The organism is Ferrigenium straubiae (assembly GCF_051257895.1).
Taxonomy (GTDB): Bacteria; Pseudomonadota; Gammaproteobacteria; order Burkholderiales; family Gallionellaceae; genus Gallionella; species Gallionella straubiae.
Genome location: NZ_CP194331.1, coordinates 1,424,917 through 1,450,413, shown reverse-complemented (window position 1 = coordinate 1,450,413; position 25,497 = coordinate 1,424,917). Strand labels below are relative to the sequence as shown.

Below are 25,497 nucleotides of genomic sequence, written 5' to 3'. Positions count from 1 at the left end.
ATGAATATTACAGTCATCGGTGCGGGCGCATGGGGAACTGCACTCGCCATCAGCCTGGCTGCCCATCATCGTGTCACGCTGTGGTCGATCGATGCCGACCATGTTGAGGCGATGCGCGCTACGCGCCTCAACCAGCGCTTTCTTCCGGATATTCCGTTGCCGGAAAACATCGATTTGAGTGCGGACCTTCCCTCTGCCCTGGGCGGTGCGGAGTTGGCGATCGTTGCCGTTCCCGTTGCGGCGTTGCGTTCCATTTTGCAGCAGATTGCCAGCCGCTTCCCTCTCTCTAACTCTCTCCCGCAAGCGGGAGAAAGGACAAACGAGAAAGGCAATGTAAAATTTCCGGGAGTGGTGTGGGTGTGCAAGGGTTTCGAGGCGGAAACTTCCTTGCTTCCGCACCAGGTTGCCGCCGAGGCGCTGCCGCAGGAATTTCCGCGCGGCGTGCTGTCCGGCCCCAGTTTCGCGCAGGAAGTTGCGCGCGGCCTTCCTGCCGCATTGACGTTTGCCTCCGCCGACGAGGAGTTTGCGCAACGCACGGCACATGCCCTGCATCACGCGCGCCTGCGCATCTATGCGAGCAACGATGTGATCGGCGTGGAGGTCGGCGGTGCGGTCAAGAACGTGATGGCAATCGCTGCCGGCATCTGCGACGGCATGGGGCTGGGGCATAACGCGCGTGCCGCCTTGCTGACACGCGGCATAGCCGAAATTAGCCGGCTCGGCCTGAAGCTCGGCGGGCGCCCCGAGACGCTGGGCGGCCTGTCCGGCGCGGGCGACCTGATCCTCACCTGTACCGGCGATTTGTCGCGCAATCGCCAGGTCGGCCTGCTGCTGGCGCAGCAGCATGACCTGTCCGGGATACTGAACCGCCTCGGGCATGTTGCCGAAGGCGTCTACACAGTGCGCGAGGTGCACCGCCTTGCGCAACGCCTGGATGTTGCAATGCCGATCTGCGAGGCGGTGCATCGCATCCTTTACGAACAGCTGCCGGCGGCGGACGCGGTGGAAGCCTTGCTCAATCGCGCGCCGAATACGGAATTCTGAAGAGAAGGGGGAAGGGTAAAACCGGGGGCCGCGATAACTTACCCTTCCTCCTTCTCCCTTCCACCTTCTCCGTTTTTCCCTTCTCCCAAAAAACCGCATTGCCGCCACGCCTCGAACACCGCCACAGCCGCCGCGTTCGACAGATTCAGGCTGCGGCTGTGCGGCAGCATCGGTAGGCGCAGCCGGTGTCCGGCATCGAATCGATCCAGCACTTCGGCGGGCAGGCCGCGGCTTTCGGGGCCGAACAGGAAGGCATCCCCCTCGCGGTAGCGGGCCGCGTGAAACGGCTGCGAACCCTTGGTGGTCATGGCGAAAACGCGCGCCGGGTCGAATGCCTTCAGGCAGTCCTGCAGGGTGTCATATACGCGCAAGGCCGCGAATTCGTGATAGTCCAGCCCGGCGCGGACGAGCTGTTTGTCTTCCAGCGTGAAGCCGAGCGGTCGGATCAAATGTAACCCGCAGCCGGTGTTGGCGCAAAGGCGGATGATGTTGCCGGTGTTCGGGGGAATTTCCGGCTGGTACAGGATCACATGGAACATGAAATAATGCCCGCTAAGGCTTGTCAGTGTCGGGAAAAAGGGCTAATTTCCTGACTCGTTGAGGTCAGCACGCAATAAAAATAGTCTGGGAGAAGAATTATGGCGCGTCCGGAAAAAGTTCGCTTGGGCGATTTGCTGGTTCAGCAGGGGCTCATATCGCTGGATCAGCTCAAGTTTGCGCTCGAACAGCAAAAGCGCAGCGGGCGCAAGCTGGGACGCGTGCTGGCGGATAATGCCTTTGTCACCGAAGAGCAGATTTCCGAGGCGCTCGCCAAGCAGCTCAACATCCCCTATATCAATCTCAAATTCTTCAACATCAACCCCGAGCTGGTCCGGCTGCTGCCGGAAAACCAGGCGCGGCGTTTTCGCGCAATCGTGCTGGAGGAACGCAACCACCTGTTGCTGATCGGCATGGCCGACCCCACCGACCTGTTCGCCTACGACGAGATCGCGCGTGTCGTCAGGCGCGATATCGACGTGGCGGTGGTCACCGAAGGGCAGTTGCTGGAGAGTATCGACCGGGGCTACCGGCGCACGGAGGAAATCACCGGATTGGCGCGTGAGCTCAGCGAAGATCTGGGCGATACCTATGTGGACTTCGGCGCGCTGACCGCCACCGCCGGCACCGAGGAGGCGCCGGTGGTGAAACTGCTGCAGACCATGTTCGACGATGCCACGCAGATTCGCGCGTCCGACGTCCACATCGAGCCGCAGGAAGGCCGTCTGATGATCCGCTTCCGTATCGACGGCTCGCTGCACCTGCAGACCGAAGCCGACAACAAGATCGCCCCCGCGCTGGTGTTGCGCCTCAAGCTGATGTCCGGCCTAGACATATCCGAAAAGCGCCTGCCTCAGGACGGGCGCTTCCATGTGCGGGTGCGCGAACAGGGCGTGGATGTGCGTATCGCCACCTGCCCCACGCAATACGGCGAGGCGGTGGTGATGCGTTTGCTGCGCCAGGAGAGCGGCATGATCGGCCTGGACAAGCTGGGTATGCCCCCCGATATGCTGAAGCGCTTCCGCGAGATCACGCGACGCAGCAACGGCATGGTGCTGGTGACCGGGCCGACCGGCAGCGGCAAGACCACGACCCTTTATTCCGCGCTGGCCGAGATCAACACCATCGACCGGAAGATCATCACCGTGGAAGACCCGGTGGAGTATCGCCTGCCCGGCATCAATCAGGTGCAGGTGAATGAGAAGATCGAACTGACCTTTGCGCGCGTGCTGCGTTCCGCGCTGCGCCAGGATCCGGACGTGATCTTGGTCGGCGAGATGCGCGATGCAGAAACCGCGCAAATCGGTCTGCGCGCCGCGATGACCGGCCACCTGGTGTTCTCCACGCTGCACACCCGCGACGCCGCCGGCACGTTGTTTCGTCTGATGGATATGGGGATACCGCGCTTCATGGTGGCCTCGACGGTACAGGTCGCCATCGCGCAGCGCTTGCTGCGGCGCGTCTGCGGAAGCTGCAGCGAAGCGTATGTTCCCACACCGCAGGAAGGCGTATGGCTGGAGGCCGAAGGCGTGCCGCCCGATCAATGGGGGGGCTTGCTGCACGGGCGCGGCTGTTCGCATTGCAATGGCACCGGTTATCGCGGCCGCATGGGCGTGTATGAAATGCTGGAAATGGATCATGAGTTGGTCACGGCGGCGGCGCATGAAAGCGTCAGCCACTTTGTGGAAGCCGCGCGGCGGCATATGCAAGGCAAAACCATACTCGATCACGCACTGGCGCAATTGAAGCAGGGCCGCACCACGGTCATTGAGGTGATGAGCATCAGCGGCCGGCTGGAAGACTGACGATGAGCGTTTTCGCCTACAGGGGGCGCAATGCGCGCGGCGATCTGGTGGAGGGCACGCTGGAAGGCGATGACAGCGGAGTGGTTGCCGACCAGCTCGCGAAGAACGGCATCACGCCCCTCGAAATCAAGGCGTTTATCGGGGCGGGAGGCGGCACGGTGGCCAGGCCGCCGGACTGGTTCAAGCGGCTGTTCCGGGAGAAACCCGTCACCCCGATGGATTTGCAGCTGTTCAGCCGCCAGATGTACACCCTGCTCAAGGCCGGCGTACCGATCATGCGTGCACTGGCGGGTTTGCAGGAATCGGCGCAGAACCCGGCCTTTGCCGCGATGATCCAGGATCTGCGCGAGAGCCTGGACAGCGGGCGCGAGCTCAGCACGGCGATGCGCCGCCACCCCAAGGTTTTTTCGGCGTTCTACGTCAGCATGGTGCAGGTGGGCGAAATGACCGGCATGCTCGACGAAACCTTCATCCGCCTGTACGACCACCTGGAATTCGAACGCGACATGCGCGAGCGCATCAAGACCGCGATGCGCTACCCCACTTTCGTGATACTGGCGATGGTGATCGCCATCGTGGTCATCAACCTGTTCGTCATTCCCGCATTCGCCAAGGTGTTCGAGGGCTTTCACGCCGAGCTGCCGCTCATGACCAGGATGCTGGTCGGTTTTTCCAATTTCATGGTGAGCTACTGGCTCCTGATGCTGGCTCTGGTGACCGCCGCGGTGCTGGGCTTCCGTTCCTGGATCAACACGCCGGCAGGGCGCTACCAGTGGGACAGGTACAAATTCAGGCTGCCGATCGCGGGGAACATCATCCTCAAGTCCACCCTGGCGCGCTTCGCGCGCAGCATGGCGCTTTCCTTCAAGAGCGGCATGCCGGTGCTGCAGGGGATGAATGTGGTCGCGATGGTGGTGGACAACGAATTCATGCGCAGGCGCGTCGAGCAGATGCGCGAGGGCGTGGAGCGCGGTGAGAGCATCCTGCGCACCGCGGTCGACGCCGGCGTGTTCAATCCGGTGGTGCTGCAGATGATCGCGATCGGCGAAGAGACCGGCGACCTGGACGGGCTGATGTTCGAGGTTGCCGACATGTACCAGCGCGAGGTCGAATACGAGGTCAAGACCCTGAGCTCGCAAATCGAACCGATCCTGATCGTGTTCCTCGGCGTCCTGGTGCTGATCCTCGCACTCGGCGTGTTCCTGCCGATGTGGGACCTCGGCAAGGCGGCGATGCGGAGATGAGCAAGAAGGCAACTGCAGGAGCAAGAGGCTTCACCCTCCTCGAACTGATCGTAGTCATCACCATCGTCGCTGTGCTGATGGGCTTGTTTGCCGACCGCATGCTGTTCTACCAGGAGCAGGCCGAGAAAATCGCCATGGAAGGCGTGGCGGCGTCGATACAGAGCGCGCTGGTCATGCAATACGGCCAGATATTGACGCGCGGCAAGCCTTCCGACGTGGCGGCTCTGGCGCAGGACAACCCGATGAACTGGCTGCAGAAGAAGCCGCCCAACTACGCCGGGGAATTCTACGACACCACCCCGCTGTCCGTGGAGTCCGGCAACTGGGTGTTCGACCTCAGGACGCGCGACCTGATCTACGTGGTGCGCAACGCCAGCTACTTCAGGCCAGGCAAGGACGGCAGGAAATGGATACGCTTCCATGTTGTCACCAGCTATGAAACTTCGCGCCTGCCCTCGTTGCAGGCGGAGGCCGCCGAGTTGACCGGCATGCTGTTCGAACCGGTCGAGCCTTATTTGTGGTTTTGACCGGATACAGCGAACTATGTATTCCCACTAAACATGCAACTATGTATATTGGCTTACATAGACAGCGCCCCATTATTCAGAATGGAACCGGGAATTAAAAAATCCATGTCATTTCGGCGCAGGCCACGGGTGTCACAATGATCGATGATGCACCGGCACGCGATGGGCGTCGTGGAAAGAGAAGGGAGGCAGGGATTGCGCACTAATCCGACCGACATCATCCTGTGGCAGACGCTGGCCATTTTCCTGCTTGTTGGTGCATTGATCGGTACCATGATCGGGCTCACGCTCATCTTCAGGCCGCATCTTCTGGAACGCATCAACCGCCTCGCCAACCGGTGGATTTCCATGCGCCACATCACAAGGTGGCTGGATCGCAGCATCAGCATCGAGCGCTGGTTCTATCAATACCATACCATGGCTGGGGTTGTCGTCGCTGCAGGGGCTGCCTACATTTTCATTTACTTCGGTTTCTTCTTCGACAAGCCATATGTGCTGCGGCATTTGGGAAGCATGGTCCAGCCCGTGCTGCTCGACTGGCTGCTTGATGTCATGGTGCTGAGCCTGTTGACCGGCGCGGCGGTCGCGCTCATCGCCGGGCTGTTCCTGTGGCTGCGCCCCAGCCTGCTGCGCGGTATGGAAACAGAAGCTAACCGGTGGGTGTCCTCGCGCCATGCGACCAAGGCGATGGATGTGCCGCGCGAGGGGATAGACCGCTTTGTCGCGCACCACGCGCGGCAAAGCGGCTGGTTGCTCCTGCTGGGAAGCATCTATCTGCTCTTCGCCATGTTCCGCGTACTGGTGTAGCGCAGCCTCGCCGATTGTTCGAAAATCGGGCCAGACGAGGCAGTGTAAGGCGGTTTGGGTTAAAATAGGACGCGCTTGTGAAATTCCTGCTGCGGCAGGAAAGGAAGAGGCGGAGCGCAAGCTCAATTGACTAACAGGGTCGCGGCCCTTCGAAGAGGCTCAGGACAGGCCTCAATACTTAAGGAGAGTGGAATGAAAAACCAATCCGGTTTTACGCTGATCGAACTGATCATGGTGATCGTGATCCTAGGGATTTTGGCGGCGACGGCGCTGCCGAAGTTTGTTGACTTATCACGCGATGCAGAAGTGGCTGCAGTGAAAGGTGTCGCTGGTGCGATTTCGAGTGCAAACGCTATTAATTATGCGAATTACAGTCTACGTGGCATTTCTGGCACGGGGGTTGCCTTGATTAGTGGCGCTTGCACCAATACAACCGAAATCGGTGGGCTGCTCGAGGGTGGTTTCCCTCCTGATTATAATACCCCGAGTGGTACTACTGCGTCAGCGGTTGGTGTTACAACTCAATGCACGATCACTTCGAAAAAGGATGCGGCTGCCAGTGCAGTGTTTGCATTAACAAGAAACAACTGATCGAGCCTGCGTAGGATGGGTTGAGCCTGCGTACCCATCGTGCAGCACGAAACGGGGGAGATTAGTCTCCCCCGTTTTTCTTCGGGGTATGGCTAACAGGGTTTACGCTAAAACCTGCACCAGTTTCTGATAAGACCGATCATATGACCGATGCGCCAAGTAGATTTATGGCGATGATGCTTGCCGCCGATCACAGGTTTCGTCAATCCGGCTTCACACTGGTCGAACTGATCATGACGATGGTCATCGTCGGCATCCTCGCGGCAGTGGCCGCGCCGCGCTTTTTCGAGACCAGCGTATTCCAGTCGCGCGGCTTCGCCGATCAGGTGCAGGCCACGTTGCGTTATGCGCAGAAGGTCGCCATCGCGCAGCGGCGCTTCGTCTGTGCCGCGTTCACCGGCAACCGCATCACCCTGACGACAGGGGCAACGGCCGCCTGCGGCACGCCGTTGGTTTCTCCGACTGGCGATGCGAGCTATGTCATCAATGCATCGGCGGGCGCCACTTTCACTGCGGTGCCGGCGAATTTCAGCTTTGATGCCTTGGGTCGCCCTTCGCTTGCCCAGACTATCAACATCACCGGCGCAACGAATGCCATTGTCGTGGAGGCCGAGACCGGCTATGTCCACTCGCCATAACCAGCGCGGCGTCAGCCTGATCGAGCTGATCCTGTTCATCGTCATCGTCGGCGTCGCGCTGGCGGGTATTCTGCTGGTGATGAACGTGACGACGCGCGGCAGCGCCGACCCGCTGGTTCACAAGCAGGCGCTGTCGATCGCCGAATCGCTGCTGGAAGAGGTGGTGCTGATGCCGTTCACCTTCTGCGATCCGGATGATGCGAATGCGGCGAGCGCAGTCAGCGCGGCAGACTGTTCTGCGGGAATGGATCAAAACAAGGGCGGTGCTGCGCTAACCACCCCCACGCCTGCAACAGAGAACCGCTGGTCTGCGACCAATCCGTTTGACAACGTGGCCGATTATGGCGGGTTTGTCATGAATTCGGGAATATGTGACATCACCAATACGACGCCAACATGCACCACCCCGATTGCCGGGTTGGGGAACTATCGGGCAGCGGTGGATATATTGCGGGCAGGGCTGGCGCTGGGACTGGCCAGTGACGATCTTGCGCTGCGCATTACTGTTACCGTCACCGGCCCCGACGGCCAGCCGGTGGTCGTCGAAGGCATCCGTACCCGTTATTCGCCGAGGATATGATGATGTGGCGCCCACAGGAAGGTTTTACGCTGGTCGAGATGATCATGGTGATTACGATCACCGGCATCATCGGCGGCATCGTCGCGATGTTCCTCCGGGCGCCGATCCAGCAGTACACCGACGTCGCGCGCCGCGCCGACATGACCGACATCGCCGACACCGCGCTGCGCCGCATTGCCCGCGACTTGCGCACCGCGCTGCCGAACAGCGTGCGTGTGACCAGCAGCGGTGGCACGATATATCTGGAATATCTGGAAACAATAGCGGGCGGGCGCTACAACAGTGTGACCGCGCCCGCCGACTGCCTGAATGCGGGCGGTTGCACGACGCTGACCACGACGGGCGATCTGGTGACCGGTGCGGCGGGAGCGGCGAGCACCACGCTGATAGGCGGCGGGGCGATCACCCTCGGTACCTCGCGGTTGGTGGTGTATAACCAGTACAACAACTCTGCCAACGATTGCAGCAGCCTGAACCCCAGCGTGTATTGCGCGGCGGTAAGCGGCGGCGCGCCGGTGATTACGGGGGTGACGAACAGCGCCGCGAATGCCAACGAGGACCAGATCAGCTTCGCGGCTCACACCTTCCTGCCAGCAGGCGGCTCCCCCTACAATCGCTTCCAGATCGTCGGCCAGCCGGTGACTTACGCGTGCACACCCGGCGGAGCGCTGACGCGCTATTGGGGTTATGCGATTCAAGCGGGGCAGCCGAACGATGTGGCGGCGACCCCGTTAAGCGGCGCATCTCATGCCTTGCTGGCGACCAGTGTCAGCACCTGCGGCTTCGCCTATGATGCATTCGTGGTCGCGCAGCGTTTCGGGCTGGTTACAGTGAATCTGGGCATAACCAGGGACGGCGAGACCGTCACGCTGTACAGTGCCACTCATGTGAGCAACGTGCCATGAAAACGATGCAAAACATGCAACGCGGCTTCAGTCTGGTCACCGCCATCTTCCTGCTGGTGGTGATCGCCGCACTCGGCGTGTTTGCGGTCACGCTTTCCACCACGCAACAGCAGAGCGCCGCGCTGGACGTGATGGGCACGCGGGCGTATCACGCGGCACGGGCGGGGATCGAGTGGGGGGCGTACCAGGTGTTGCCGAATTCCGCCGTGGCAGGCGGGTTTGCCGCCACTTGCCGCGGCGGGGCAGCCTCCCAGGTGATTGCTCCTTTGCCCAATACCCTGGCGGGGTTTAACGTCAACGTGCAATGCGTAAGCTCCCCGCACAGCGAGGCGAGTGCAACGGTGACGATTTACCAGTTGACCTCCACGGCGACGCAGGGCGCGGTGGCGATGCCGGATTACGTCGAGCGGCAGATGACCGTTACAATCGCGCAATGAGAACCCGGTGCGGGACGGATATGAGCAAGATGAAACAGGGGAGGCAGGACTGATGGCGGCGCTGCTCCGGTTCGACGTGTCGGGAGAAGGCCTCCGCGCCCTTGCAAGGGCCGCCGTCCTGTTGCTTCCGCTTGCCGGACTGGCGACATGGAGCGGGGAGGCGATGGCTGTCGCCAAGTACAGCCGTGCGAGCGCCGGCTGGAGTACCGTGAGCACCTGGAGCGATGCCGCCTGCGGCGGAGCGGCCAGTCTTGCCGCGCCAACTGCGGCCGACGACGTCACGATCTGCACCGGCCACACCATCACGACCAACGCAAACTCCAGCGCCCTGAGCCTGAGCATCCAAACAGGCGGCACGCTGACCCAGGCGACAAACCGGACTCTGGCCATCGGCACCGGTGGACTCAATGTCGCCGGCACTTTAACCTCACGAAATACCCTCAGCGTCGCCGGTACGACGAGCGTCAGCGGCACGCTTGCTATCACCACGGCTACCGGAACCAAGACCTTCACCGGGGCAGTGACGGTCGGTGCGGGTGGCGTGTGGAACAACTCGGGAAACGAGGCGGTGACGCTGCAGGGCGGTCTCACCCACAACGGCGCAACCTTTACTGCCGGCACCGGAATCTATACGTTCAACACGACTGCCGCGCAGACGCTCAATTGCGCGACTGCCCTGGCGATCCCGAGCCTTACCGTCACTTCGCCAGCGGTGCTGACCAATAATTGCTTCGCTCTGACTGTCGCCACGGCGCTTGCGGGAACCGGGAACTTGACTAACAGTGCCACGAGCACATTGAATATCGGTGGCACGTCCACCATTACCGGATTGACCGCCAATGCGGTGGGCAATACCGTCAACTACAGCGGTGCGGCGCAGACGATCAAAACCACGACCTATCACCACCTTGCATTGAGCAATGCCGGGACGAAGTCGCTTGCAGGCGCAACGACCGTGGCGGGCAACTTCAGCATCGGCGTGGGCGCTACTTTCTCGAACGGTGCGAATGCCCTGAGCGTGGCAGGGAATTTTGACCAGAGCGGCATCTTTACCGCCGGGACGGGTGTGGTCACGCTCAACGGCGGCGCAGCGGTGCAAACCATATCCGGCACGGGACCTCTGGGTTTTGCCAATCTGACGGTCAGCAATACCGGGGGAATTACTTTGGCGCGGAATGTGACGGTGACGAGTGCGATCATCGGCACGGCTACCCTGACTCCAACCTGTCCGGTCGATTACACGCTGACCTCCAACGGCGGGGTGACGGTCGCGCATAGCTGTCCCGCGCCTGCCGTCGTTTCGATCAATCTGGCCGACGCCAATCCGACCACTGCCGCCAGCGTTTCATGGACGGTCACCTTCAGCAGGAGCGTGACCGGGGTGAGCAGCGGCAACTTTGCACTCGTCAATACTGGCCTGGGCGGTGCGCCGGCAATCACCTCCATCGCCGGCAGCAGCACTGTCTGGACGGTTACCGCGAGCACCGGCACGGGCGACGGCACGCTGGGGCTGGACATGGTCAACGATACCGGCGTCAGCCTTGCGATGACCAATCTGCCGTTCACCGGGCAGGTGTACAGCATCAACAGGAGCTTGCCGGCCGTGTTGTCCATCACGCGCGCCGATCCGACGCCAACCGCCTTGGCGAGCGTTTCCTGGAACGTGACGTTCAGCGAGAGCGTGACCGGCGTAGATGCGGCTGATTTCGCGCTGGTCTGGGCGAGCGGGGCGGGCGGGGGCGCCATTGCGTCGGTGACGGGCAGCGGTGCGGCCTGGGTCGTCACGGCGAGCACTGGCACCGGCAACGGCACGCTGGGGCTCAATCTGGTCGACGACGATTCGATCGTCGATACGGCGAACAACCCGCTTGGCGGGGCGGGCGCGGGCAACGGCAACTTCACCGGCGAGGTGTACACCCTCGATTTCACGGTGCCGAGTTTTGTATTCACCAACAGTCCTTGCGTCCACAACCGCGCGTTCGGAAACGCACTGCAAACCTGTGCCCCGGTGACATGGTTGCCGCAGGTCGCCGGCCAGGATCTGGTGGGGGTCTATATCACGGCGGTGAGTGCCGCCGGCATCCCAACCCGCTTGCATGCGTCCCAGCAGAGAACAACAAACATGCAGTTCGGCCTGACCTGCCACGATCCGGTGGCGAATGCCGGCGTGCAGGCGGTTTTTGCCGGGCTGGCTTTGCCCCTCTGTCAGGCGAACGGTGGCATGCCTGCTGCCTGGTCCGCAACGGTGACGGTCACCTTCAATGCCGGCAGCCCATCTTCTGCGGTTTCCTACATTTTCAATTATGCCGATGTCGGGATGGTGGAACTGTGGATGCGCAACAGCGCAGCTGTGACGCAGGTCGGCAAAAGCGGCCAGTTCGTGGCCAAGCCGGGCGGGTTCGTGCTGTCGGGCATCCAGCAGACTGCTGCACCGAATACGCCGAACCCAGCCGCCGCAAATGCCGCAGGCGCGAAATTCGTCAAGGCGGGCGAGGCGTTCAGTGTGACGGTTACCGCCACGACTTGTTCTCCGGCTTCTGCGGCCTGCACCGTGGCTGGTGCGGCGACGCCGAACTACGGCAAGGAAGTTGCGCCGGAAGGTGTGAAGCTGACGCCCTCTCTGGCGGCGGGACTGGGCTTAGTCAACAACCCGGCCATCGGCGGTGCGTTCGGTGCTTTCACGAACGGCGTGGCGACCGGCGTGGCATTTACCTGGAATGAGGCCGGCATCATCACGCTCACGCCGAGCGTGACGGATGCGGACTACCTCGGCACGGGCGATGTCGCAGGAACGACGACCGGCAATGTCGGGCGGTTCATTCCTGATCACTTTGACACGGCAGTGGTTGCCACGGCGACCGTACCTATGCCCTGTCCAAACGGTTTGACCTGCCCCGTTTCATTCAACGGTTTTGTCTATTCCGGACAGCCGTTCAGCGTCACGGTGTCGGCACGCAATACCGCCTCCTGCACCGGTATCGAGCCGGATATATGCACCACGCAAAATTACCAGGGAGCATTTGCCAGGGCCGTAACGCTGTCCGCGTGGGATGCGCCAGGTGGTGCAACGCCGAATCCGGGTCCGGGCATGTCGGCGAACAATTCGATCACATCGACTGCATTCATTTCAGGGGTCGAAGTAACAGCTGTGCCAACTTATGTGTTCAATGCCTCGCCTGCTGCACCGACCGACATCTATGTCCGTGCGGATGAACCCGCGGGCGCGGACGGGGTATCTTCGTTGCGGGGAGCCTCCTCGGTCGAGGGCGGAGTCAAGGTGGTCAGTGGGCGCACCAAGATCGGCAGTGCGCATGGTTCCGGGCTGTTGCTGTTGCCGATGGCAGCAACTGTGCAGTATTACGACGGTGCGAGCTGGCTGACCAGCGTCACCGATAGCGTCACGAGCCTGACAGTCGGAGTTTCCAACTACCAATGCAAAACTGGCTGCCCGTGGACGACCACGCCGACGCCTGCAAGCGGAGCCATAACGGCGGGCATTCTCGCGTTCAAGCTATCGAAGCCCACCGGTGGCGGAACGGGCAGCGTGGATGTAAGTGTCAGCGCTCCGGATTATCTGCTGGCGGGCAGTAATGGCGCGGGCACCAATCCGAGCAACAAGGCGCGCGCCACCTTCGGCGTGTACAAGGGCAGCAACGAATTCATCTATCTGCGTGAGGTCTACTACTGATGCAAAGGTTCCGGACGCGATTGGAAAGCAGCTGCTATGAGACTGGAGCAGGAATATTTTTAGGTATCCATTGCTCCAAAAACAATTATTGACAACAATAGGTTGTTGAACTAAGTTCGCGTCAATTATGAAAATCCCGCGCATCTCTTCATTACTCGGGCCCAAGAGCCTCGGCGGCGACCGGCTCGCCATCGCCTTTGGCGCGCATGGTGTCTATCTCGCGAAGGTCAAGTTTTCCGGGGTGATGCCGCAAGTGGTGCGCTGCGAATATCACGAGACCGGCGCAATATCGGAAGCAGCACTGGAAAAATTGCGGCACGACGCGGGTCTTGGCGGTCATCATTTCACCGCCCTGCTGGCTCCGGGCGAATATCAGATCCTGCTGATCGAGGCGCCCAACGTGCCCGACGAGGAGCTGAAGACGGCGATCCGCTGGAAAATCAAAGACAGCCTGAGTTACCACATCGACGATGCAACGGTGGACGTGCTGCGGATTCCCTCCGCCAAGTCTGGCCCGGAACGTGCGCAATCCCTCTATGCGGTTGCCGCAGCCAACGACGTCATCCAGAAGCGCATGGCGCTGTTCGAGCAGGCGAAGATCAAGCTGGACGTGATCGATATTCCCGAAATGGCGCAGCGCAACATCGCCGCGCTGTTCGAACAGGAAGACCGTGCCTTGGCCCTGCTGGCTTTCGACGACAACGGTGGCTTACTGACGTTTACTGCGGGCGGCGAGTTGTATCTGGCGCGGCGTATCGAAATCAGCGCAGGGCAGTTGCAGGATGCCAGCGAGAGCCTGCGTGAACAATGCCGCGATCGCGTCGAACTGGAACTGCAGCGCTCGCTGGATTATTTCGATCGCCAATTCAACCATCTGCCGGTGAGTCGTATTCTGGTGAGCGCACCCGATAACACGGGGCTGGCGGAGTTTTTGTCTGCGATGATCAGCACGGAAGTGGCAAAACTGGACTTGTCGCAGGCGCTGGACATCGACGCGGTGCCGGCGCTGGCCGACAGCACATTTGCGGCATACGCCTTGCCGGCGCTGGGTGCGGCCTTGCGCCGCGAAGGGCGTGCGCCATGAGCCAGCAGATCAACCTGTTCAATCCGGCCTTCGTGAGGCGGCGCAAGCATTTCTCGCTGCCGGCGATGCTGCAGGGATTGGTTCTGGTTGCGGCGGGCTCGCTGGCTTTTTACGGCTATGCGCTTTATCAGGTTGACCAGCTCGAAAAGCAAACCGGGGAAATCGCCAAACGCTACCAGGCGGAGCAGGCGCAGCTGGCGCGCCATACTGCGGAATTTTCCCCGCAACAGGCGGCCCAGGCATTGCAGGAAGAGGTGCGGCGGCTGGAAAAGCAGCTTGCCGAGCAGGCCGAGCTGCTTGAAGTCATCAAGTCCGGCGCGATAGGCAACACCGGCGGCTATTCGGAATACATGCGCGCCTTCTCGCGCCAGGTGGCGGAAGGGCTGTGGCTGACCGGCTTCAGCATAACCGGTGACGCGGCGCAAATCAGCCTGAGCGGCGCAGTGCTCAACCCCGAGCTGCTGCCTGCCTATATCCAGCGCCTGAGCAAGGAGAGCGTCATGCGCGGCAGGACTTTCGCCACGCTGCAAATGCGGCAGCCGAAGGTGGAAGGCCAGGGGGCAATTCCGCGCTATGTCGAATTCACCCTGCACTCCGGCCCGGAAGGCGAGGCCAGGAAATGAAGCGTTACTGGGGAATGGCGTGCGGCAAGATTGACGGCATGTCGTTGCGCGAACGTGCGATGATTTTCCTCGCGGCGGCATTCGTGGTGGCCGCGCTGGCCAATACCATGTTGCTGGACCCCTTGCAGGCAAGGCAAAAAACGTTGTCGGCGCAGGTGGTGCAGCAGCAGGAGAAAACGAAGGAGTTGCAGGCGCAGTTGCAGGTAGTGCTGCAGGCTCGGCGCGACGATGAACATTCACCGCTGCGCGTCCGGCTGGCGCAGCTCAAGCGGCAATTGCAGGAACAGGAAGGCTACTTGCAAAGCCGCCGCGACCGGCTGGTCGAGCCGGACAAGATGGCCGGGTTGCTGGAGCAGGTGCTGAATAAAAACGACAAGCTGCAACTGATCGAACTGAAAACCTTGCCCGCCAGCCCGCTGGTCGAAAAATCCCAGACACCCGCCGCGGAATCGCCGGCCGGGCAAAAGCAGCCGAATGCGCAAAAACAGATATTCAAGCATGGCATGCGGATCACCGTACGCGGGGGGTACATGGATATGTTGCGCTATCTCACCGCGCTGGAGAAGATGCCGGCGCAGATGTTCTGGGGGGAGATCAGCCTGAACGTGGATAAATATCCCGAGGCGGTGCTGACTCTGACCCTGTATACCCTGAGCCTGGACAAGACATGGCTGACCGTTTGACATGCCTGATGGCGGCGGCGCTGTTTTCGGCGCCGGCGATCGCCGAAGAACTGCCCGACCCGACGCGCCCTCCGGCGAGCATCGCCGCGCCGGTTGCCGCAAGCGGTGTGGCAGCGGCGCCCGCCCCGGCAGGCCTGCAATCCATCATCATTTCCAAGACGCGCCGGGCGGCGATCATCGACGGAGAAACCGTCGAATTGGGCGGAAAACATGGCGATGCAAAACTGATTGAAGTGCGTGAAGGCAGCGTAGTATTGCGCGGTGCACAGGGGCTGCAGGTGCTGACCTTGTTTCCCGGCGTAAAAATTTCCGGCAAGCACGGAGCGAAAATGAAGTTGCCGCCGCCGGCGGGTGAGGCGCAATCCGGCAAGCCGGTTGCGCGCGAGGAGAAGAAATGAGAATTACGTTATGGCTGGGTATGGCGCTGTTGCTGGCAGGATGCGCCGCGCCGGGCGGCCGTAATCAGACGGCGGACGCCATTCAGCGCGAAATGAACCAGGCCGTGCAGGACAGCGCGCAACCCGGCAAGGCGGCTGATGCGGTGAACAACGCCTTGCTGCCGCCGCTCACGGTGGACCTGTCCAGGCTGGACAACAAACCGCTGGAAACCAAATTCGACCTGGAAGTGAGCAATACGCCGGTTAACCAGGTTTTCATGGCCATCGTTTCCGGCACGCGTTACAGCATGCTGCTGCACCCCGAGGTCGGCGGCAATATCTCGCTGAACCTGAAAGACGTGACGGTGCTCGAGGCGCTGGAGGCGATCCGCGAGATATACGGCTACGAATACAAGATGGACGGCACGCGCATCTATATCCAGCCACTGGCGCTGCAGACGCGGATATTCCAGGTGAATTACCTGACCGGCTTGCGCAAGGGGGAGTCTTCGTTGCGCGTGACCTCCGGCTCGGTGACGGATACCCCGACCGGCGGAACGCCGGGTGCGACGACCACCAGCAGCCCGACCTCGCGCGGCCTGGACAGCAGCAAGGTCAGCATGGTGAGCAGCGCGGACTTCTGGGATGAACTGGGCAAGTCGCTGCAGGCGATCGTCGGCAGCGAAAAAGGGCGCAGCATCGTGGTAAGCCCGATGTCGGGCGTGATCGTGGTGCGCGCGATGCCGGACGAACTGAGAAACGTCGCGGCCTATCTCAAGGCTTCGCAGATTTCCATCGAGCGGCAGGTGATCCTCGAGGCGAAGATTATCGAGGTGCAGCTCAACGACGGTTTCCAGTCCGGCGTGAACTGGGCGGCGTTCAAGAACGGCCCGAACAGCAGGACTTCGATCGGCCAGATTCTTCCCGGCGGGACCATGGTTCCCGGTACGCCCGGCGCGGGAGCCTTGACCCCCGGTGCGCTGACCGGCGGAACGAACATCGGCACGGTGACTCCGGGGAGCAACCTGGTGGGCGGGGCAACTGCCGCAGGGGCGCTGTTCGGCCTCGCGTTCCAGACCAGCAACTTCGCCGCGCTGCTGAGCTTTCTCGAATCGCAGGGCAACGTGCATGTGCTGTCCAGTCCGCGCATCGCCACGCTGAACAACCAGAAGGCGGTGCTCAAGGTCGGCACCGACGAGTTCTTTGTGACCAACATCTCCACGACCACGACCACCGGCACGGCCACCACTTCCACGCCGAGCGTGACGCTGCAGCCTTTCTTTTCCGGCATCGCGCTGGACGTGACGCCGCGCATCGACGAGAACAACGAGATCATCCTGCATGTGCATCCCTCGGTGAGCCTAGTCAGCACGGTGAACAAGACGGTGAACACCGGCGCGGGCGGCACGCTCAACCTGCCGCTTGCTTCCAGTTCCATTTCCGAAACCGACAGCATCGTGCGCGCCAGGGACGGGCAGATTGTTGCCATCGGCGGGCTGATGCGATCGGCGACCTTCGACGACCGCTCCGGATTGCCGGGCTTGTCCAGGAACCCGTTGTTCGGTCAGACCAGCCAGCGCAGCGAGAAACGCGAACTGGTGATCCTGCTCAGGCCCACGGTGGTGGATAACGACAAGGACTGGTCGCAGGACATCACGCAGAGCCGCGACCGGTTCGGCGGGCTGAACGGACAGGGCGCCAGGCCGTAGCATGTACCTGCAGCACTTCGGCCTGCGCGAACCGCCCTTCAGCCTGACCCCGGATACCAGCTTTTTCTTTGCCGGTTCCAGTTACCAGGGGGCGCTCAACACCCTGCTGGTGGCGGCGCGCAACGGCGAGGGCTTCGTCAAGATCGTCGGGGAAGTGGGCAATGGCAAGACGCTGCTGTGCCGCAAGTTCCTCGCCACGCTGAACCAGGGACGGCAGGCTGCTACGCTGAACGGCGCGCTGGAGCAGGCGCCGCCCCCGCCCGACGGGCAGCCTGCGCCGCGTTTCATCACCGCTTACATCCTCAACCCCTATCTCGAACCGCGCAGCCTGTTGCTCGCCCTGGCGGAAGAATTCCGCGTTACGCTGGACAAGGATACCGACCAGCACCAGTTGCTGAAGGGGCTGACGCGCGCGCTGCTGGAATGCGCGCGCAACGGCCAGCGTGCGCTGGTATGCCTGGACGAGGCGCAGGCGATGCCGCTGGAAAGCCTGGAAGTGCTGCGCCTGCTCACCAATCTGGAGACCGAGAAACGCAAGCTGCTGCAGGTGGTGCTGTTCGGCCAGCCGGAACTGAACGAACGCCTGCGGCACCGTTCGATCCGCCAGCTGCGCCAGCGCATCAGTTTCCAGCATGAGCTGAAAGGGTTGCGCCGGGACGAGATGGAACGCTATCTGCGCCACCGCCTGGCGGTGGCTAAATTTCCCGGTGAGACGCTGTTCGCCAGGGCGGCGGTCGGCAAGTTGTATCGCATTACCGGCGGCACGCCCAGGCTGGTCAACATCGTCGCGCACAAGGCCCTGATGCTGGCGTACGGCGACGGCCGGCAGCAGGTGTTCGCGAGGCATATCCGCGCTGCGGCTGCCGATACGCCCGAAGCGCGTCGCGACTGGCTGCCCTGGGCGCTGGCCTTGACCGGTGCGGCGCTGCTCGCCTCGCTGGGAATCGCATGGATGGTGCTGCAATGAGCGTCATCAACCAGGTGCTCAACCAGCTCGAGCAGCGCGGCGAGCACACTCCGCCGGAGCAGACTATGGTGCGTCCGGTGCCGCAGCACAGGCGCAGCCTGGTCTTGCCCCTGCTTGCGGTGATTCTGGTGCTGGTCGTCGGGATTGCCGCATGGCAGTGGACGGAGATGCGCAAACCTGGGGCAGTTGCGGTGAACCCGATGCAACGCCAGCCGGCCGCATCTGCTTCCGCTGCGGGGCCTGTTACGGCTTCTGCCGTGGCGGCGCCAGAACCAGTCTCCGCCGTTCCGGCTGCTGGCAATGCAGGCATCGTTAATGCCGCCAGTTCGGTCGATGTCGTCAGTGCTGTTGGCGCAGAAGAAATTCCCCCGCCCGCCTCGCGCCTGAGTTTTGAGCTGGGCGCGATACCGCTGCCTTCTTCCCTGCGGCCGAACGCAGCTGCCCAGGAGATGAGTGGAAAGCCGCCGGCCCATGTGCGGGCGCAGGTCGCCAGGCCGCAGCCGGCACAGATGCCGGATGCGCGAGTTGCCATTCAGCCATCGGGCGGTGCGCAGCCGATGAAACAGGTCAGCCCGGAGCAGCGCGCCGATGCAGAGTTTCGCCAGGCGGTCGCGGCCATGCAGCAGGGGCATGCCGCCGAGGCCATCGCGGGTTACCGGACGGTGCTGCGCCTCGATGCCGGCCACGACGAGGCGCGCCAGGCCTTGGTGGCGCTGCTGCTGGAAAACAAGCAGGGCGCGGAAGCCGAGCGCGCGCTGCAGGAACGGCTGACGGCCAAGCCCGGCCATACCGGCTTCGCCATGCTGCTGGCGCGCCTGCAGGTGGAGCATGGTGCGGTGGAGCAGGCGGTTGCGACGCTGGAAAAATCCCTGCCCTATGCCGACGCACAGGCCGACTACCAAGCGTTCTTCGCCGCCTTGCTGCAACGCCGCAACCGGCACAAGGAGGCGATCACCCATTACCAGATCGCGCTGCAACTCGCCCCGGACAACGGCGTCTGGCTGATGGGCTACGGCATTTCTCTGCAGGCGGTGCAGCGCGCCGACGACGCGAGGGATGCATTCAGGCGTGCGCTCGAATCGAGAACGCTCAGCCCTGAGTTGCAGGCATTCGTGCGGCAGAAGCTCAAGGAGTTGTAGTGCGCTTATGTGGCAAAGTTCTCGCCACCACCCAAGCATCGACTTCAGCCGCACCGCGTTTCTTTACCGCCTCGGCGAGTGCATTCAGGCTGGCGCCGGTGGTCAGCACATCGTCTACCAGCGCGACGCGCCTGCCGGTTAAATCCATGTTGCAGCAGAACGCGTCGCGCATGTTTTTCTTGCGCTCCTTCCAGGGTAAGGCGGATTGCGGCGGGGTGTCGCGCACGCGCCGGCAGGCGTGCGTGAACAGTTCGAGGTTAAGCTCGCGGGTGATTCCGGCAGCGATCAGTTGCGACTGGTTGAAGCCGCGCTCGCGCAGCTTGGTCGGGTGCAGCGGCATCGGGATTACGCAGTCGGGCAGGCTGTCGATGCGGCGCGCCAGCTTTCCCGCGAAAGCATGCGCCAGCGCGAGCTTTTCGCCGTATTTCATGGCCTGGATGAGTTTGTCGAGTGGGAAGGTGTAGCCGAATACGGCGGCGGTGCGTGCGAACAGCCGCCGGTGTTTCAGACATCGCCCGCAAATTTCCCCGCTAGGCGTCGGCAGCGCGCAGCTCGGGCAATGCGCCGCACCGAGATAGGGCAGGGCGCGGTCGCAGGCCGCGCACCACAGCCCGTCGTGGCTCATGCTGCCGCACAGGATGCAAGGCTGCGACGGCGCAAATTGCCTAAATTTTGCTCCGATGTTCAGAAAATACTTGCGTATAATGGACAAGCTTTCGCCCTTTCCGGAATGAAGCGCAGCTTTTCCATCATACCCAGTTATTTTCTTATGAGCACCCAGACCCTCAGATTCATGCGCCATGCCGACAAGCGGCCAGTGAGCCAGCAACGCTGGAGCGTGGCCGACATAGAAGCCCTGTTCAGGCTGCCGTTCGCCGACCTCCTGTACCGGGCGCAACAGGTGCACCGCGAGCATTTTGACCCGAACGCGGTGCAGCTTTCCACCCTGCTGTCGATCAAGACCGGCGGCTGCTCCGAGGACTGCGGCTATTGCCCGCAGTCGGCGTTCAATGCGACCGGCGTGGAAGACCGCAAGATGCTCGACGTGGAGGCGGTGGTCACGGCTGCGCAATTTGCCAAGCAGAACGGTGCGGACCGTTTCTGCATGGGTGCGGCCTGGCGCGAGCCGACCGAAGAGGACATGGCGAGCGTGGTGGAGATGGTCAAGGCGGTACGAGATCTCGGTATGGAGACCTGCGCCACGCTGGGCATGCTGAACGATGAGCAGACCGAGCAGTTGCGCGCCGCCGGGCTGGACTACTACAACCACAATCTCGACACCGCGCCGGAGTTCTACGGCGAGATCATCGGCACGCGCGTCTACCAGGATCGGCTGGACACGCTGGAGCGGGTGCGCAAGGCGGGGATGAACATCTGCAGCGGCGGGATTGTCGGCATGGGCGAGAACCTCACGCAGCGCGCCGGACTGGTCGCGCAACTGGCCAACATGAATCCCTACCCGGAGAGCGTGCCGATCAACAACCTGGTGAAGGTCGAAGGCACGCCGCTGGCGAACGCGGAAGACCTCGATCCGCTGGATTTCGTGCGCACCGTCGCGGTGGCGCGCATCACCATGCCGACGGCGCGCGTGCGCCTTTCCGCCGGGCGGCAGCAGATGTCCGACGCGGTGCAGGCGCTGTGCTTCCTCGCCGGTGCGAACTCGATCTTCTACGGCGAGCAACTGCTCACCACCGGCAACCCGGATGTGGAGAAGGATCGCGCGCTGCTCGACAAGCTCGGCATGTATCCGCTTGCGGAAAAAACGTAGATTGGGTTAGGTCGTCAGGCCGTACCCAACCTACAACCACCTATGCCCTTCTCCGCACTCTCCCGTGAGCTTGAAACCCGCGCTGCACAGGGTTTGCTGCGGCAACGGCGCACCATCGACAGCCCGCAGTCGCCACATATCATGGTCGATGGAAGTTCTTATCTCTCGTTCTGCAGCAACGATTACCTCGGCCTCGCGAACCATCCGCGGCTCATCGCCGCGCTGCAGCAGGGCGCGCGGCAACACGGCGTCGGCGCGGGCGCGGCGCATCTGGTGAGCGGGCACAGTGCGGCGCATTACCAACTTGAAGGGGCGCTTGCGGCCTTCGTCGGCAAGCCTGCCGCGCTGCTGTTTTCCACCGGCTACATGGCCAACCTCGGCACGGTGCAGGCGCTGGCCGGGAAGGGCGACACGGTGTTCGCCGACAAGCTCAATCACGCCTCATTGAACGATGCGATGCTGCTGTCGCGCGCCGAAATGAAACGCTATCGCCACAACGACATGGCGCAACTCGCGAGTCTGCTCGAGCAGAAGCAAAGCGGGCGCAAGCTCATCATCACCGATGCGGTGTTCAGCATGGACGGCGACCTCGCTCCCTTGCCGGAACTGCTGGCGCTCTGCGAACGGCACGATGCGTGGCTGTTCATCGACGACGCACACGGCTTCGGCGTGCTGGGCACACAGGGACGCGGCTCGCTGGCGCACTTCGGCATGGCATCAAAGCGCATCATCTACATGGCGACGCTGGGCAAGGCGGCCGGCGTATTTGGTGCATTCGTCGCGGCCGAGCAGGTCGTGATCGACACGCTCATCAACCATGCGCGCAGCTATGTCTACACCACGGCCACGCCGCCCGCCCTCGCGAGCGCGGTGCTGGAGAGTTTGCAACTCATCAGAGAAGGCGATGAATTGCGCGCACACCTGCGCGGCCTGGTCGCGCAACTGCGCGGGGGGCTCGCGGACTTGCCTTGGAAACTCATGCCGTCGGACACCGCGATCCAGCCGCTGCTGATCGGCGACAACGAAGCCGCGCTGGAATTAAGCACCGGGTTGCGCGAGCGCGGCATCTGGGTCGCGGCGATCCGCCCGCCCACTGTGCCGCAGGGCACGGCGCGGCTGCGCATCACCTTGTCTGCCGCGCACGGCGAAGACGATGTAAAGCTCCTGATCGAGGCCTTGCATGAGCTTGCACAGTAACAAAAAATTCGCGCAGCGATTCGTTTGCTTCCTCGCCCGCTTGCGGGAGAGGATTGAGGAGAGGGAAACGTGCATGGCGGGATTCATTATTGAGGGTACAAATGACCACCATGCACGTTGAGACTCAAGGCAGCGGCGCGCCGCTGCTGCTGATCCACGGCTGGGGCATGCACGGCGGGATGTGGGGCGATGTCGTTGAACAACTGGCGGAACATTTTCGAGTGCTGGCGGTGGACCTGCCGGGGCATGGCTTTAGTGTGGGTCGGGATTCATCCCGCTGCGATGTCGGGATGAATCCCGACCTACTCATAGATTCCATCGTCGATGAGTTGGCTGCGCAGTTCGACGAGCCGCTCGCCGTATGCGGCTGGTCGCTGGGTGGGCAGATCGCCTTGAGCTGGGCGCAGCGTTATCCGCAGCAAATAGACCGCCTGATACTGGTCGCGAGCACGCCGTGCTTCGTGCGTCGGCCGGGCTGGGAATGCGGAATGGCGCAAGAGACGCTGGCGGAATTCGCCGCCGCGCTGCAGCAGGATTACGCGCTCACGCTGCGGCGCTTTCTCGCGCTGCAGGTGCGCGGCAGCGATAATGAGCGCGAGCTGCTCGCGGCGTTGCGTAGCGCGTTAATGAGCCGCGGTGAGCCGGACCTGGGCGCATTGTGGGCCGGGCTGGAAATCCTGCGCGACTGCGATCTGCGCGATGCATTGCCGGGCATGGCGCAACCCACGCTGGTGATTTGCGGCGAACGTGATACGCTCACGCCGCCTCAGGCATCGCGTTACCTGGCGGCGCACCTGCCGGACGCGCGGCGGGTAGAAGTCAGGGGCGCGGCGCACGCGCCGTTCCTGTCGCACCCGGATGAATTTATGAAACACCTAATGAGTTTTCTGCATGAATGATTTTCTGATCGATAAACGCCGCATGCGCCGCGCCTTCACCCGCGCGGCAGCGGACTACGATGCTGCAGCGGTGCTGCAGCGCGAGGTATGCGTGCGCATGCTGGAGCGGCTAGCCTACATCAAGCTGCAACCGGCGCGCATCCTCGATGCGGGCAGCGGCACGGGCTGGGGCGGGCGCCAGCTTGCGGAAAAATATCCGGCGGCGCAGCTCGTCTCGCTGGATATCGCCATCGGCATGCTGCAGGCTGCGCGCAGTCATTCAGGCTGGTGGCGCAAGCTGTTCGGCGGCACGCAGCAGATGCAGGTATGCGCCGACATCGAGGCTTTGCCGCTGGCTCCCAATAGTGTCGAGATGATCTGGTCGAACCTGGCGGTGCAGTGGTGCAACGACCTGCCCGCAGCCTTCAGCGGACTGCATCGCGTGCTGAAGGCGGAAGGGCTGCTGATGTTCAGTACTTTCGGGCCGGATACGCTTAAGGAATTGCGTCAGGCTTTCGGCGGCGTGGACAGCCATAATCACCTGAACCGCTTCGCCGACATGCACGACATCGGCGATATGCTGGTGCATGCCGGCTTTGCCGAGCCGGTGATGGACATGGAGTACCTGACGCTGACCTATGACGATGTGCGCGACGTGCTGCACGACCTGAAGCGCATCGGCGCGCACAATGCCACGGCGGGGCGCGGCCAAGGCCTGATGGGAAAAAACGCCTGGGTGCGCCTTACGGAAAATTACGAGCGGCTGCGCAGCGGCGGCAAGCTGCCCGCCACCTATGAGGTGATTTACGGCCACGCCTGGAAGCCGCAGCCGCGCGTGACTGAGGATGGGGCGGCTATCATCAAGACGCCGTTCAAATTGAAATGAACTACTTTGTCACCGGCACCGACACGGGAGTGGGCAAGACGCTGGTCAGCTGCGCGCTGCTGCACGCCTTTGCCGCGCAGGGCAAGAGCGTGGTCGGCATGAAGCCGGTCGCGGCGGGTTGTGCGGATGACGGGCTGCACGAGGATGTGCGGCAACTGCGCGCCGCCAGCAATGTGCTGGCCAGCGGCGGGCAGATCAATCCGTATTGCTTCATGCAGCCCGTCGCGCCGTCGCTGGCCGCGCGATTCACCGGCGTCAGCATCAATTTTGCGCGCATCGCGGAATCGTTTTCGGAACTGAATGCGCAGGCCGAGGTGGTGATCGTGGAAGGCGTGGGCGGCTTTCGCGTGCCGCTTAACGACGAGCAGGACAGCGCGGATCTGGCGGAACAATTGGGGCTGCCGGTTATCCTCGTCGTGGGGATGCGGCTGGGTTGCCTGAACCACGCCCTGCTCACGGCGGAGGCCATCGCCGCGCGCGGCTTGGTGCTGGCGGGCTGGGTGGCGAATGTGCTGGATGCGGGTATGGCGATGCCGGATGAAAACATCGCTGCGTTGCAACAGCGCATTCGCGCACCGCTGCTGGGCGTGGTGCCCCATCGGGCGCAACCGGATGCGCGTGAGGCTGCATCGCTTCTGAATCTGGCATTGCTGGAGCAAACGGAAATACATGGCTGATTTCAGCATTGTTGCGGTGTTCTTCGTCGGCCTGCTGGGCGGCGTGCATTGCCTCGGCATGTGCGGTAGCATAGTCGGGATTTTCACCGCGCAGATACCGAAGGAAAGAACACGCTGGCCGCTTCATCTCGCCTATAACGGCGGGCGGCTGGCGAGCTATATGGCTGCCGGTGCGCTGGCGGGCGCGATAGGGCAGGCCGGGCTGCTGTTGCGCGATGTGGCGCCGGTGCAGCATCTGCTGTTCGCCTTGTCCAGCCTGATGCTGATCGCGCTGGGGCTGTACCTTGCGGGCATCTGGAACGCGGTGCGTCGCATCGAACAGGCCGGCGGCATGTTGTGGCGGCATATCCAGCCGCTGGCGCGCGGCTTGCTGCCGGTCACCACGCCCGCCCGCGCCCTGCTGCTCGGCGTCTTGTGGGGCTGGCTGCCGTGCGGCCTGGTATACAGCGTGCTGGTCACCGCGCTGGCGAGCGGCAATGCGCAGGATGGCGCGCTGGTGATGCTGGCGTTCGGCCTGGGCACCTTGCCGAATTTGCTGGCGATCGGGCTGTTCTGGGAAAACATCAGGCACTGGGTTCAAGCGCCGCGCGTGCGGCTGGCCGCAGGCGTGCTGGTGGCAGGATTCGGCGTGTATGGCCTGCTGAAGGTGGGCTATACCTTTTACACATATGGATGGACGGAAAGTTGTCATGTGGCTGCGTAATTT

The 25,497-nt window shown here is 62.5% G+C and carries 26 protein-coding genes; 24 read left to right on the top strand and 2 right to left on the bottom strand.

Annotated elements, in window-relative coordinates; translation table 11 throughout:
- The gene (locus ACRRNM_RS06920; RefSeq protein ID WP_435627500.1) at positions 1-1,044 is read left to right on the top strand and encodes an NAD(P)H-dependent glycerol-3-phosphate dehydrogenase; all 1,044 of its coding nucleotides are present in this window, start codon (positions 1-3) and stop codon (positions 1,042-1,044) included.
- Between the two features lie 38 nt (positions 1,045-1,082).
- Here the strand turns inward: ACRRNM_RS06920 and ACRRNM_RS06915 are convergent, their stop codons facing one another.
- Entirely contained in the window at positions 1,083-1,583 is a 501-nt protein-coding gene (locus ACRRNM_RS06915) for a tRNA (cytidine(34)-2'-O)-methyltransferase (protein WP_435627499.1), read from the bottom strand.
- A 99-nt stretch (positions 1,584-1,682) separates the two neighbouring features.
- Between ACRRNM_RS06915 and ACRRNM_RS06910 the strand changes: the two genes are divergently transcribed.
- From ACRRNM_RS06910 to ACRRNM_RS06830, 17 genes are all read left to right on the top strand, one after another.
- Positions 1,683-3,386 (top strand): GspE/PulE family protein, encoded by a 1,704-nt coding sequence (locus tag ACRRNM_RS06910; protein WP_435627498.1) that lies wholly within the window; start codon positions 1,683-1,685, stop codon positions 3,384-3,386.
- Positions 3,387-3,388: 2 nt separating this feature from the next.
- The gene (locus ACRRNM_RS06905) at positions 3,389-4,630 is read left to right on the top strand and encodes a type II secretion system F family protein (RefSeq protein WP_435627497.1); all 1,242 of its coding nucleotides are present in this window, start codon (positions 3,389-3,391) and stop codon (positions 4,628-4,630) included.
- Positions 4,627-5,157 (top strand): type II secretion system protein, encoded by a 531-nt coding sequence (locus ACRRNM_RS06900; RefSeq protein WP_435627496.1) that lies wholly within the window; start codon positions 4,627-4,629, stop codon positions 5,155-5,157. The genes ACRRNM_RS06905 and ACRRNM_RS06900 overlap by 4 nt, the downstream gene beginning before the upstream one ends.
- Positions 5,158-5,301: 144 nt before the next feature.
- Positions 5,302-5,964, top strand: a complete 663-nt coding sequence (locus tag ACRRNM_RS06895) for a hypothetical protein (RefSeq protein ID WP_435627495.1) — start codon at positions 5,302-5,304, stop codon at positions 5,962-5,964.
- 192 nt (positions 5,965-6,156) lie between these two features.
- Positions 6,157-6,555: a type II secretion system protein gene (locus ACRRNM_RS06890; RefSeq protein ID WP_435627494.1), complete on the top strand. Its 399-nt coding sequence runs from the start codon at positions 6,157-6,159 to the stop codon at positions 6,553-6,555.
- Between the two features lie 167 nt (positions 6,556-6,722).
- Positions 6,723-7,193, top strand: a complete 471-nt coding sequence (locus ACRRNM_RS06885; protein WP_435627493.1) for a pilus assembly FimT family protein — start codon at positions 6,723-6,725, stop codon at positions 7,191-7,193.
- Positions 7,177-7,773 (top strand): type IV pilus modification PilV family protein, encoded by a 597-nt coding sequence (locus tag ACRRNM_RS06880; protein WP_435627492.1) that lies wholly within the window; start codon positions 7,177-7,179, stop codon positions 7,771-7,773. Before ACRRNM_RS06885 ends, ACRRNM_RS06880 begins: the two co-directional genes overlap by 17 nt.
- Positions 7,770-8,678, top strand: a complete 909-nt coding sequence (locus tag ACRRNM_RS06875) for a PulJ/GspJ family protein (RefSeq protein WP_435627491.1) — start codon at positions 7,770-7,772, stop codon at positions 8,676-8,678. Before ACRRNM_RS06880 ends, ACRRNM_RS06875 begins: the two co-directional genes overlap by 4 nt.
- Positions 8,675-9,115, top strand: a complete 441-nt coding sequence (locus tag ACRRNM_RS06870) for a pilus assembly PilX family protein (protein WP_435627490.1) — start codon at positions 8,675-8,677, stop codon at positions 9,113-9,115. Before ACRRNM_RS06875 ends, ACRRNM_RS06870 begins: the two co-directional genes overlap by 4 nt.
- Positions 9,116-9,167: 52 nt before the next feature.
- On the top strand, positions 9,168-12,803 hold the full coding sequence (locus tag ACRRNM_RS06865) for a DUF6701 domain-containing protein (protein ID WP_435627489.1): 3,636 nt from the start codon (positions 9,168-9,170) through the stop codon (positions 12,801-12,803).
- Between the two features lie 127 nt (positions 12,804-12,930).
- Positions 12,931-13,887 carry a type IV pilus biogenesis protein PilM gene (gene pilM / locus ACRRNM_RS06860; protein WP_435627488.1) on the top strand — a complete coding sequence of 319 codons (957 nt, stop codon included), beginning with the start codon at positions 12,931-12,933 and terminating at the stop codon, positions 13,885-13,887.
- Positions 13,884-14,510 (top strand): PilN domain-containing protein, encoded by a 627-nt coding sequence (locus tag ACRRNM_RS06855; RefSeq protein WP_435627487.1) that lies wholly within the window; start codon positions 13,884-13,886, stop codon positions 14,508-14,510. The genes pilM and ACRRNM_RS06855 overlap by 4 nt, the downstream gene beginning before the upstream one ends.
- Complete coding sequence (locus tag ACRRNM_RS06850) at positions 14,507-15,193, top strand: agglutinin biogenesis protein (RefSeq protein WP_435627486.1); 687 nt, start codon at positions 14,507-14,509, stop codon at positions 15,191-15,193. Before ACRRNM_RS06855 ends, ACRRNM_RS06850 begins: the two co-directional genes overlap by 4 nt.
- Entirely contained in the window at positions 15,178-15,591 is a 414-nt protein-coding gene (locus ACRRNM_RS06845; protein WP_435627485.1) for a hypothetical protein, read from the top strand. The genes ACRRNM_RS06850 and ACRRNM_RS06845 overlap by 16 nt, the downstream gene beginning before the upstream one ends.
- Positions 15,588-17,279, top strand: a complete 1,692-nt coding sequence (locus tag ACRRNM_RS06840; protein WP_435627484.1) for a secretin N-terminal domain-containing protein — start codon at positions 15,588-15,590, stop codon at positions 17,277-17,279. Before ACRRNM_RS06845 ends, ACRRNM_RS06840 begins: the two co-directional genes overlap by 4 nt.
- A 1-nt stretch (position 17,280) precedes the next feature.
- Positions 17,281-18,246: an ExeA family protein gene (locus ACRRNM_RS06835; protein ID WP_435627483.1), complete on the top strand. Its 966-nt coding sequence runs from the start codon at positions 17,281-17,283 to the stop codon at positions 18,244-18,246.
- Positions 18,243-19,385, top strand: a complete 1,143-nt coding sequence (locus tag ACRRNM_RS06830; protein WP_435627482.1) for a tetratricopeptide repeat protein — start codon at positions 18,243-18,245, stop codon at positions 19,383-19,385. The genes ACRRNM_RS06835 and ACRRNM_RS06830 overlap by 4 nt, the downstream gene beginning before the upstream one ends.
- Here the strand turns inward: ACRRNM_RS06830 and ACRRNM_RS06825 are convergent.
- On the bottom strand, positions 19,372-20,097 hold the full coding sequence (locus tag ACRRNM_RS06825) for a ComF family protein (protein WP_435627481.1): 726 nt from the start codon (positions 20,095-20,097) through the stop codon (positions 19,372-19,374). The two genes, ACRRNM_RS06830 and ACRRNM_RS06825, sit on opposite strands and share 14 nt — an antisense overlap.
- A gap of 57 nt (positions 20,098-20,154) precedes the next feature.
- Between ACRRNM_RS06825 and bioB the strand changes: the two genes are divergently transcribed.
- The 6 genes from bioB to ACRRNM_RS06795 all read left to right on the top strand — a co-directional run bounded on the left by bioB (position 20,155) and on the right by ACRRNM_RS06795 (position 25,494).
- Positions 20,155-21,153, top strand: coding sequence for a biotin synthase BioB (bioB, locus tag ACRRNM_RS06820; protein ID WP_435627480.1), 999 nt, complete (start codon positions 20,155-20,157; stop codon positions 21,151-21,153).
- A gap of 42 nt (positions 21,154-21,195) precedes the next feature.
- On the top strand, positions 21,196-22,350 hold the full coding sequence (gene bioF, locus ACRRNM_RS06815; RefSeq protein WP_435627479.1) for an 8-amino-7-oxononanoate synthase: 1,155 nt from the start codon (positions 21,196-21,198) through the stop codon (positions 22,348-22,350).
- Between the two features lie 101 nt (positions 22,351-22,451).
- Positions 22,452-23,249: a pimeloyl-ACP methyl ester esterase BioH gene (gene bioH / locus ACRRNM_RS06810; RefSeq protein ID WP_435627478.1), complete on the top strand. Its 798-nt coding sequence runs from the start codon at positions 22,452-22,454 to the stop codon at positions 23,247-23,249.
- Positions 23,242-24,114, top strand: coding sequence for a malonyl-ACP O-methyltransferase BioC (gene bioC / locus ACRRNM_RS06805; protein WP_435627477.1), 873 nt, complete (start codon positions 23,242-23,244; stop codon positions 24,112-24,114). Before bioH ends, bioC begins: the two co-directional genes overlap by 8 nt.
- Positions 24,111-24,791, top strand: coding sequence for a dethiobiotin synthase (gene bioD, locus ACRRNM_RS06800; RefSeq protein ID WP_435627476.1), 681 nt, complete (start codon positions 24,111-24,113; stop codon positions 24,789-24,791). The genes bioC and bioD overlap by 4 nt, the downstream gene beginning before the upstream one ends.
- The gene (locus tag ACRRNM_RS06795) at positions 24,784-25,494 is read left to right on the top strand and encodes a sulfite exporter TauE/SafE family protein (protein ID WP_435627475.1); all 711 of its coding nucleotides are present in this window, start codon (positions 24,784-24,786) and stop codon (positions 25,492-25,494) included. Before bioD ends, ACRRNM_RS06795 begins: the two co-directional genes overlap by 8 nt.
- Positions 25,495-25,497: the final 3 nt, after the last annotated feature.

What these genes read in the sequence shown, in the direction of transcription:
- ACRRNM_RS06920 (WP_435627500.1), top strand. Translation starts at nt 1, where the DNA reads ATGAATATTACAGTCATCGGTGCGGGCGCATGGGGAACTGCACTCGCC.
- ACRRNM_RS06915 (WP_435627499.1), bottom strand. Translation starts at nt 1,583, where the DNA reads ATGTTCCATGTGATCCTGTACCAGCCGGAAATTCCCCCGAACACCGGC.
- ACRRNM_RS06910 (WP_435627498.1), top strand. Translation starts at nt 1,683, where the DNA reads ATGGCGCGTCCGGAAAAAGTTCGCTTGGGCGATTTGCTGGTTCAGCAG.
- ACRRNM_RS06905 (WP_435627497.1), top strand. Translation starts at nt 3,389, where the DNA reads ATGAGCGTTTTCGCCTACAGGGGGCGCAATGCGCGCGGCGATCTGGTG.
- ACRRNM_RS06900 (WP_435627496.1), top strand. Translation starts at nt 4,627, where the DNA reads ATGAGCAAGAAGGCAACTGCAGGAGCAAGAGGCTTCACCCTCCTCGAA.
- ACRRNM_RS06895 (WP_435627495.1), top strand. Translation starts at nt 5,302, where the DNA reads ATGATGCACCGGCACGCGATGGGCGTCGTGGAAAGAGAAGGGAGGCAG.
- ACRRNM_RS06890 (WP_435627494.1), top strand. Translation starts at nt 6,157, where the DNA reads ATGAAAAACCAATCCGGTTTTACGCTGATCGAACTGATCATGGTGATC.
- ACRRNM_RS06885 (WP_435627493.1), top strand. Translation starts at nt 6,723, where the DNA reads ATGGCGATGATGCTTGCCGCCGATCACAGGTTTCGTCAATCCGGCTTC.
- ACRRNM_RS06880 (WP_435627492.1), top strand. Translation starts at nt 7,177, where the DNA reads ATGTCCACTCGCCATAACCAGCGCGGCGTCAGCCTGATCGAGCTGATC.
- ACRRNM_RS06875 (WP_435627491.1), top strand. Translation starts at nt 7,770, where the DNA reads ATGATGATGTGGCGCCCACAGGAAGGTTTTACGCTGGTCGAGATGATC.
- ACRRNM_RS06870 (WP_435627490.1), top strand. Translation starts at nt 8,675, where the DNA reads ATGAAAACGATGCAAAACATGCAACGCGGCTTCAGTCTGGTCACCGCC.
- ACRRNM_RS06865 (WP_435627489.1), top strand. Translation starts at nt 9,168, where the DNA reads ATGGCGGCGCTGCTCCGGTTCGACGTGTCGGGAGAAGGCCTCCGCGCC.
- pilM (WP_435627488.1), top strand. Translation starts at nt 12,931, where the DNA reads ATGAAAATCCCGCGCATCTCTTCATTACTCGGGCCCAAGAGCCTCGGC.
- ACRRNM_RS06855 (WP_435627487.1), top strand. Translation starts at nt 13,884, where the DNA reads ATGAGCCAGCAGATCAACCTGTTCAATCCGGCCTTCGTGAGGCGGCGC.
- ACRRNM_RS06850 (WP_435627486.1), top strand. Translation starts at nt 14,507, where the DNA reads ATGAAGCGTTACTGGGGAATGGCGTGCGGCAAGATTGACGGCATGTCG.
- ACRRNM_RS06845 (WP_435627485.1), top strand. Translation starts at nt 15,178, where the DNA reads ATGGCTGACCGTTTGACATGCCTGATGGCGGCGGCGCTGTTTTCGGCG.
- ACRRNM_RS06840 (WP_435627484.1), top strand. Translation starts at nt 15,588, where the DNA reads ATGAGAATTACGTTATGGCTGGGTATGGCGCTGTTGCTGGCAGGATGC.
- ACRRNM_RS06835 (WP_435627483.1), top strand. Translation starts at nt 17,281, where the DNA reads ATGTACCTGCAGCACTTCGGCCTGCGCGAACCGCCCTTCAGCCTGACC.
- ACRRNM_RS06830 (WP_435627482.1), top strand. Translation starts at nt 18,243, where the DNA reads ATGAGCGTCATCAACCAGGTGCTCAACCAGCTCGAGCAGCGCGGCGAG.
- bioB (WP_435627480.1), top strand. Translation starts at nt 20,155, where the DNA reads ATGAGCACCCAGACCCTCAGATTCATGCGCCATGCCGACAAGCGGCCA.
- bioF (WP_435627479.1), top strand. Translation starts at nt 21,196, where the DNA reads ATGCCCTTCTCCGCACTCTCCCGTGAGCTTGAAACCCGCGCTGCACAG.
- bioH (WP_435627478.1), top strand. Translation starts at nt 22,452, where the DNA reads ATGACCACCATGCACGTTGAGACTCAAGGCAGCGGCGCGCCGCTGCTG.
- bioC (WP_435627477.1), top strand. Translation starts at nt 23,242, where the DNA reads ATGAATGATTTTCTGATCGATAAACGCCGCATGCGCCGCGCCTTCACC.
- bioD (WP_435627476.1), top strand. Translation starts at nt 24,111, where the DNA reads ATGAACTACTTTGTCACCGGCACCGACACGGGAGTGGGCAAGACGCTG.
- ACRRNM_RS06795 (WP_435627475.1), top strand. Translation starts at nt 24,784, where the DNA reads ATGGCTGATTTCAGCATTGTTGCGGTGTTCTTCGTCGGCCTGCTGGGC.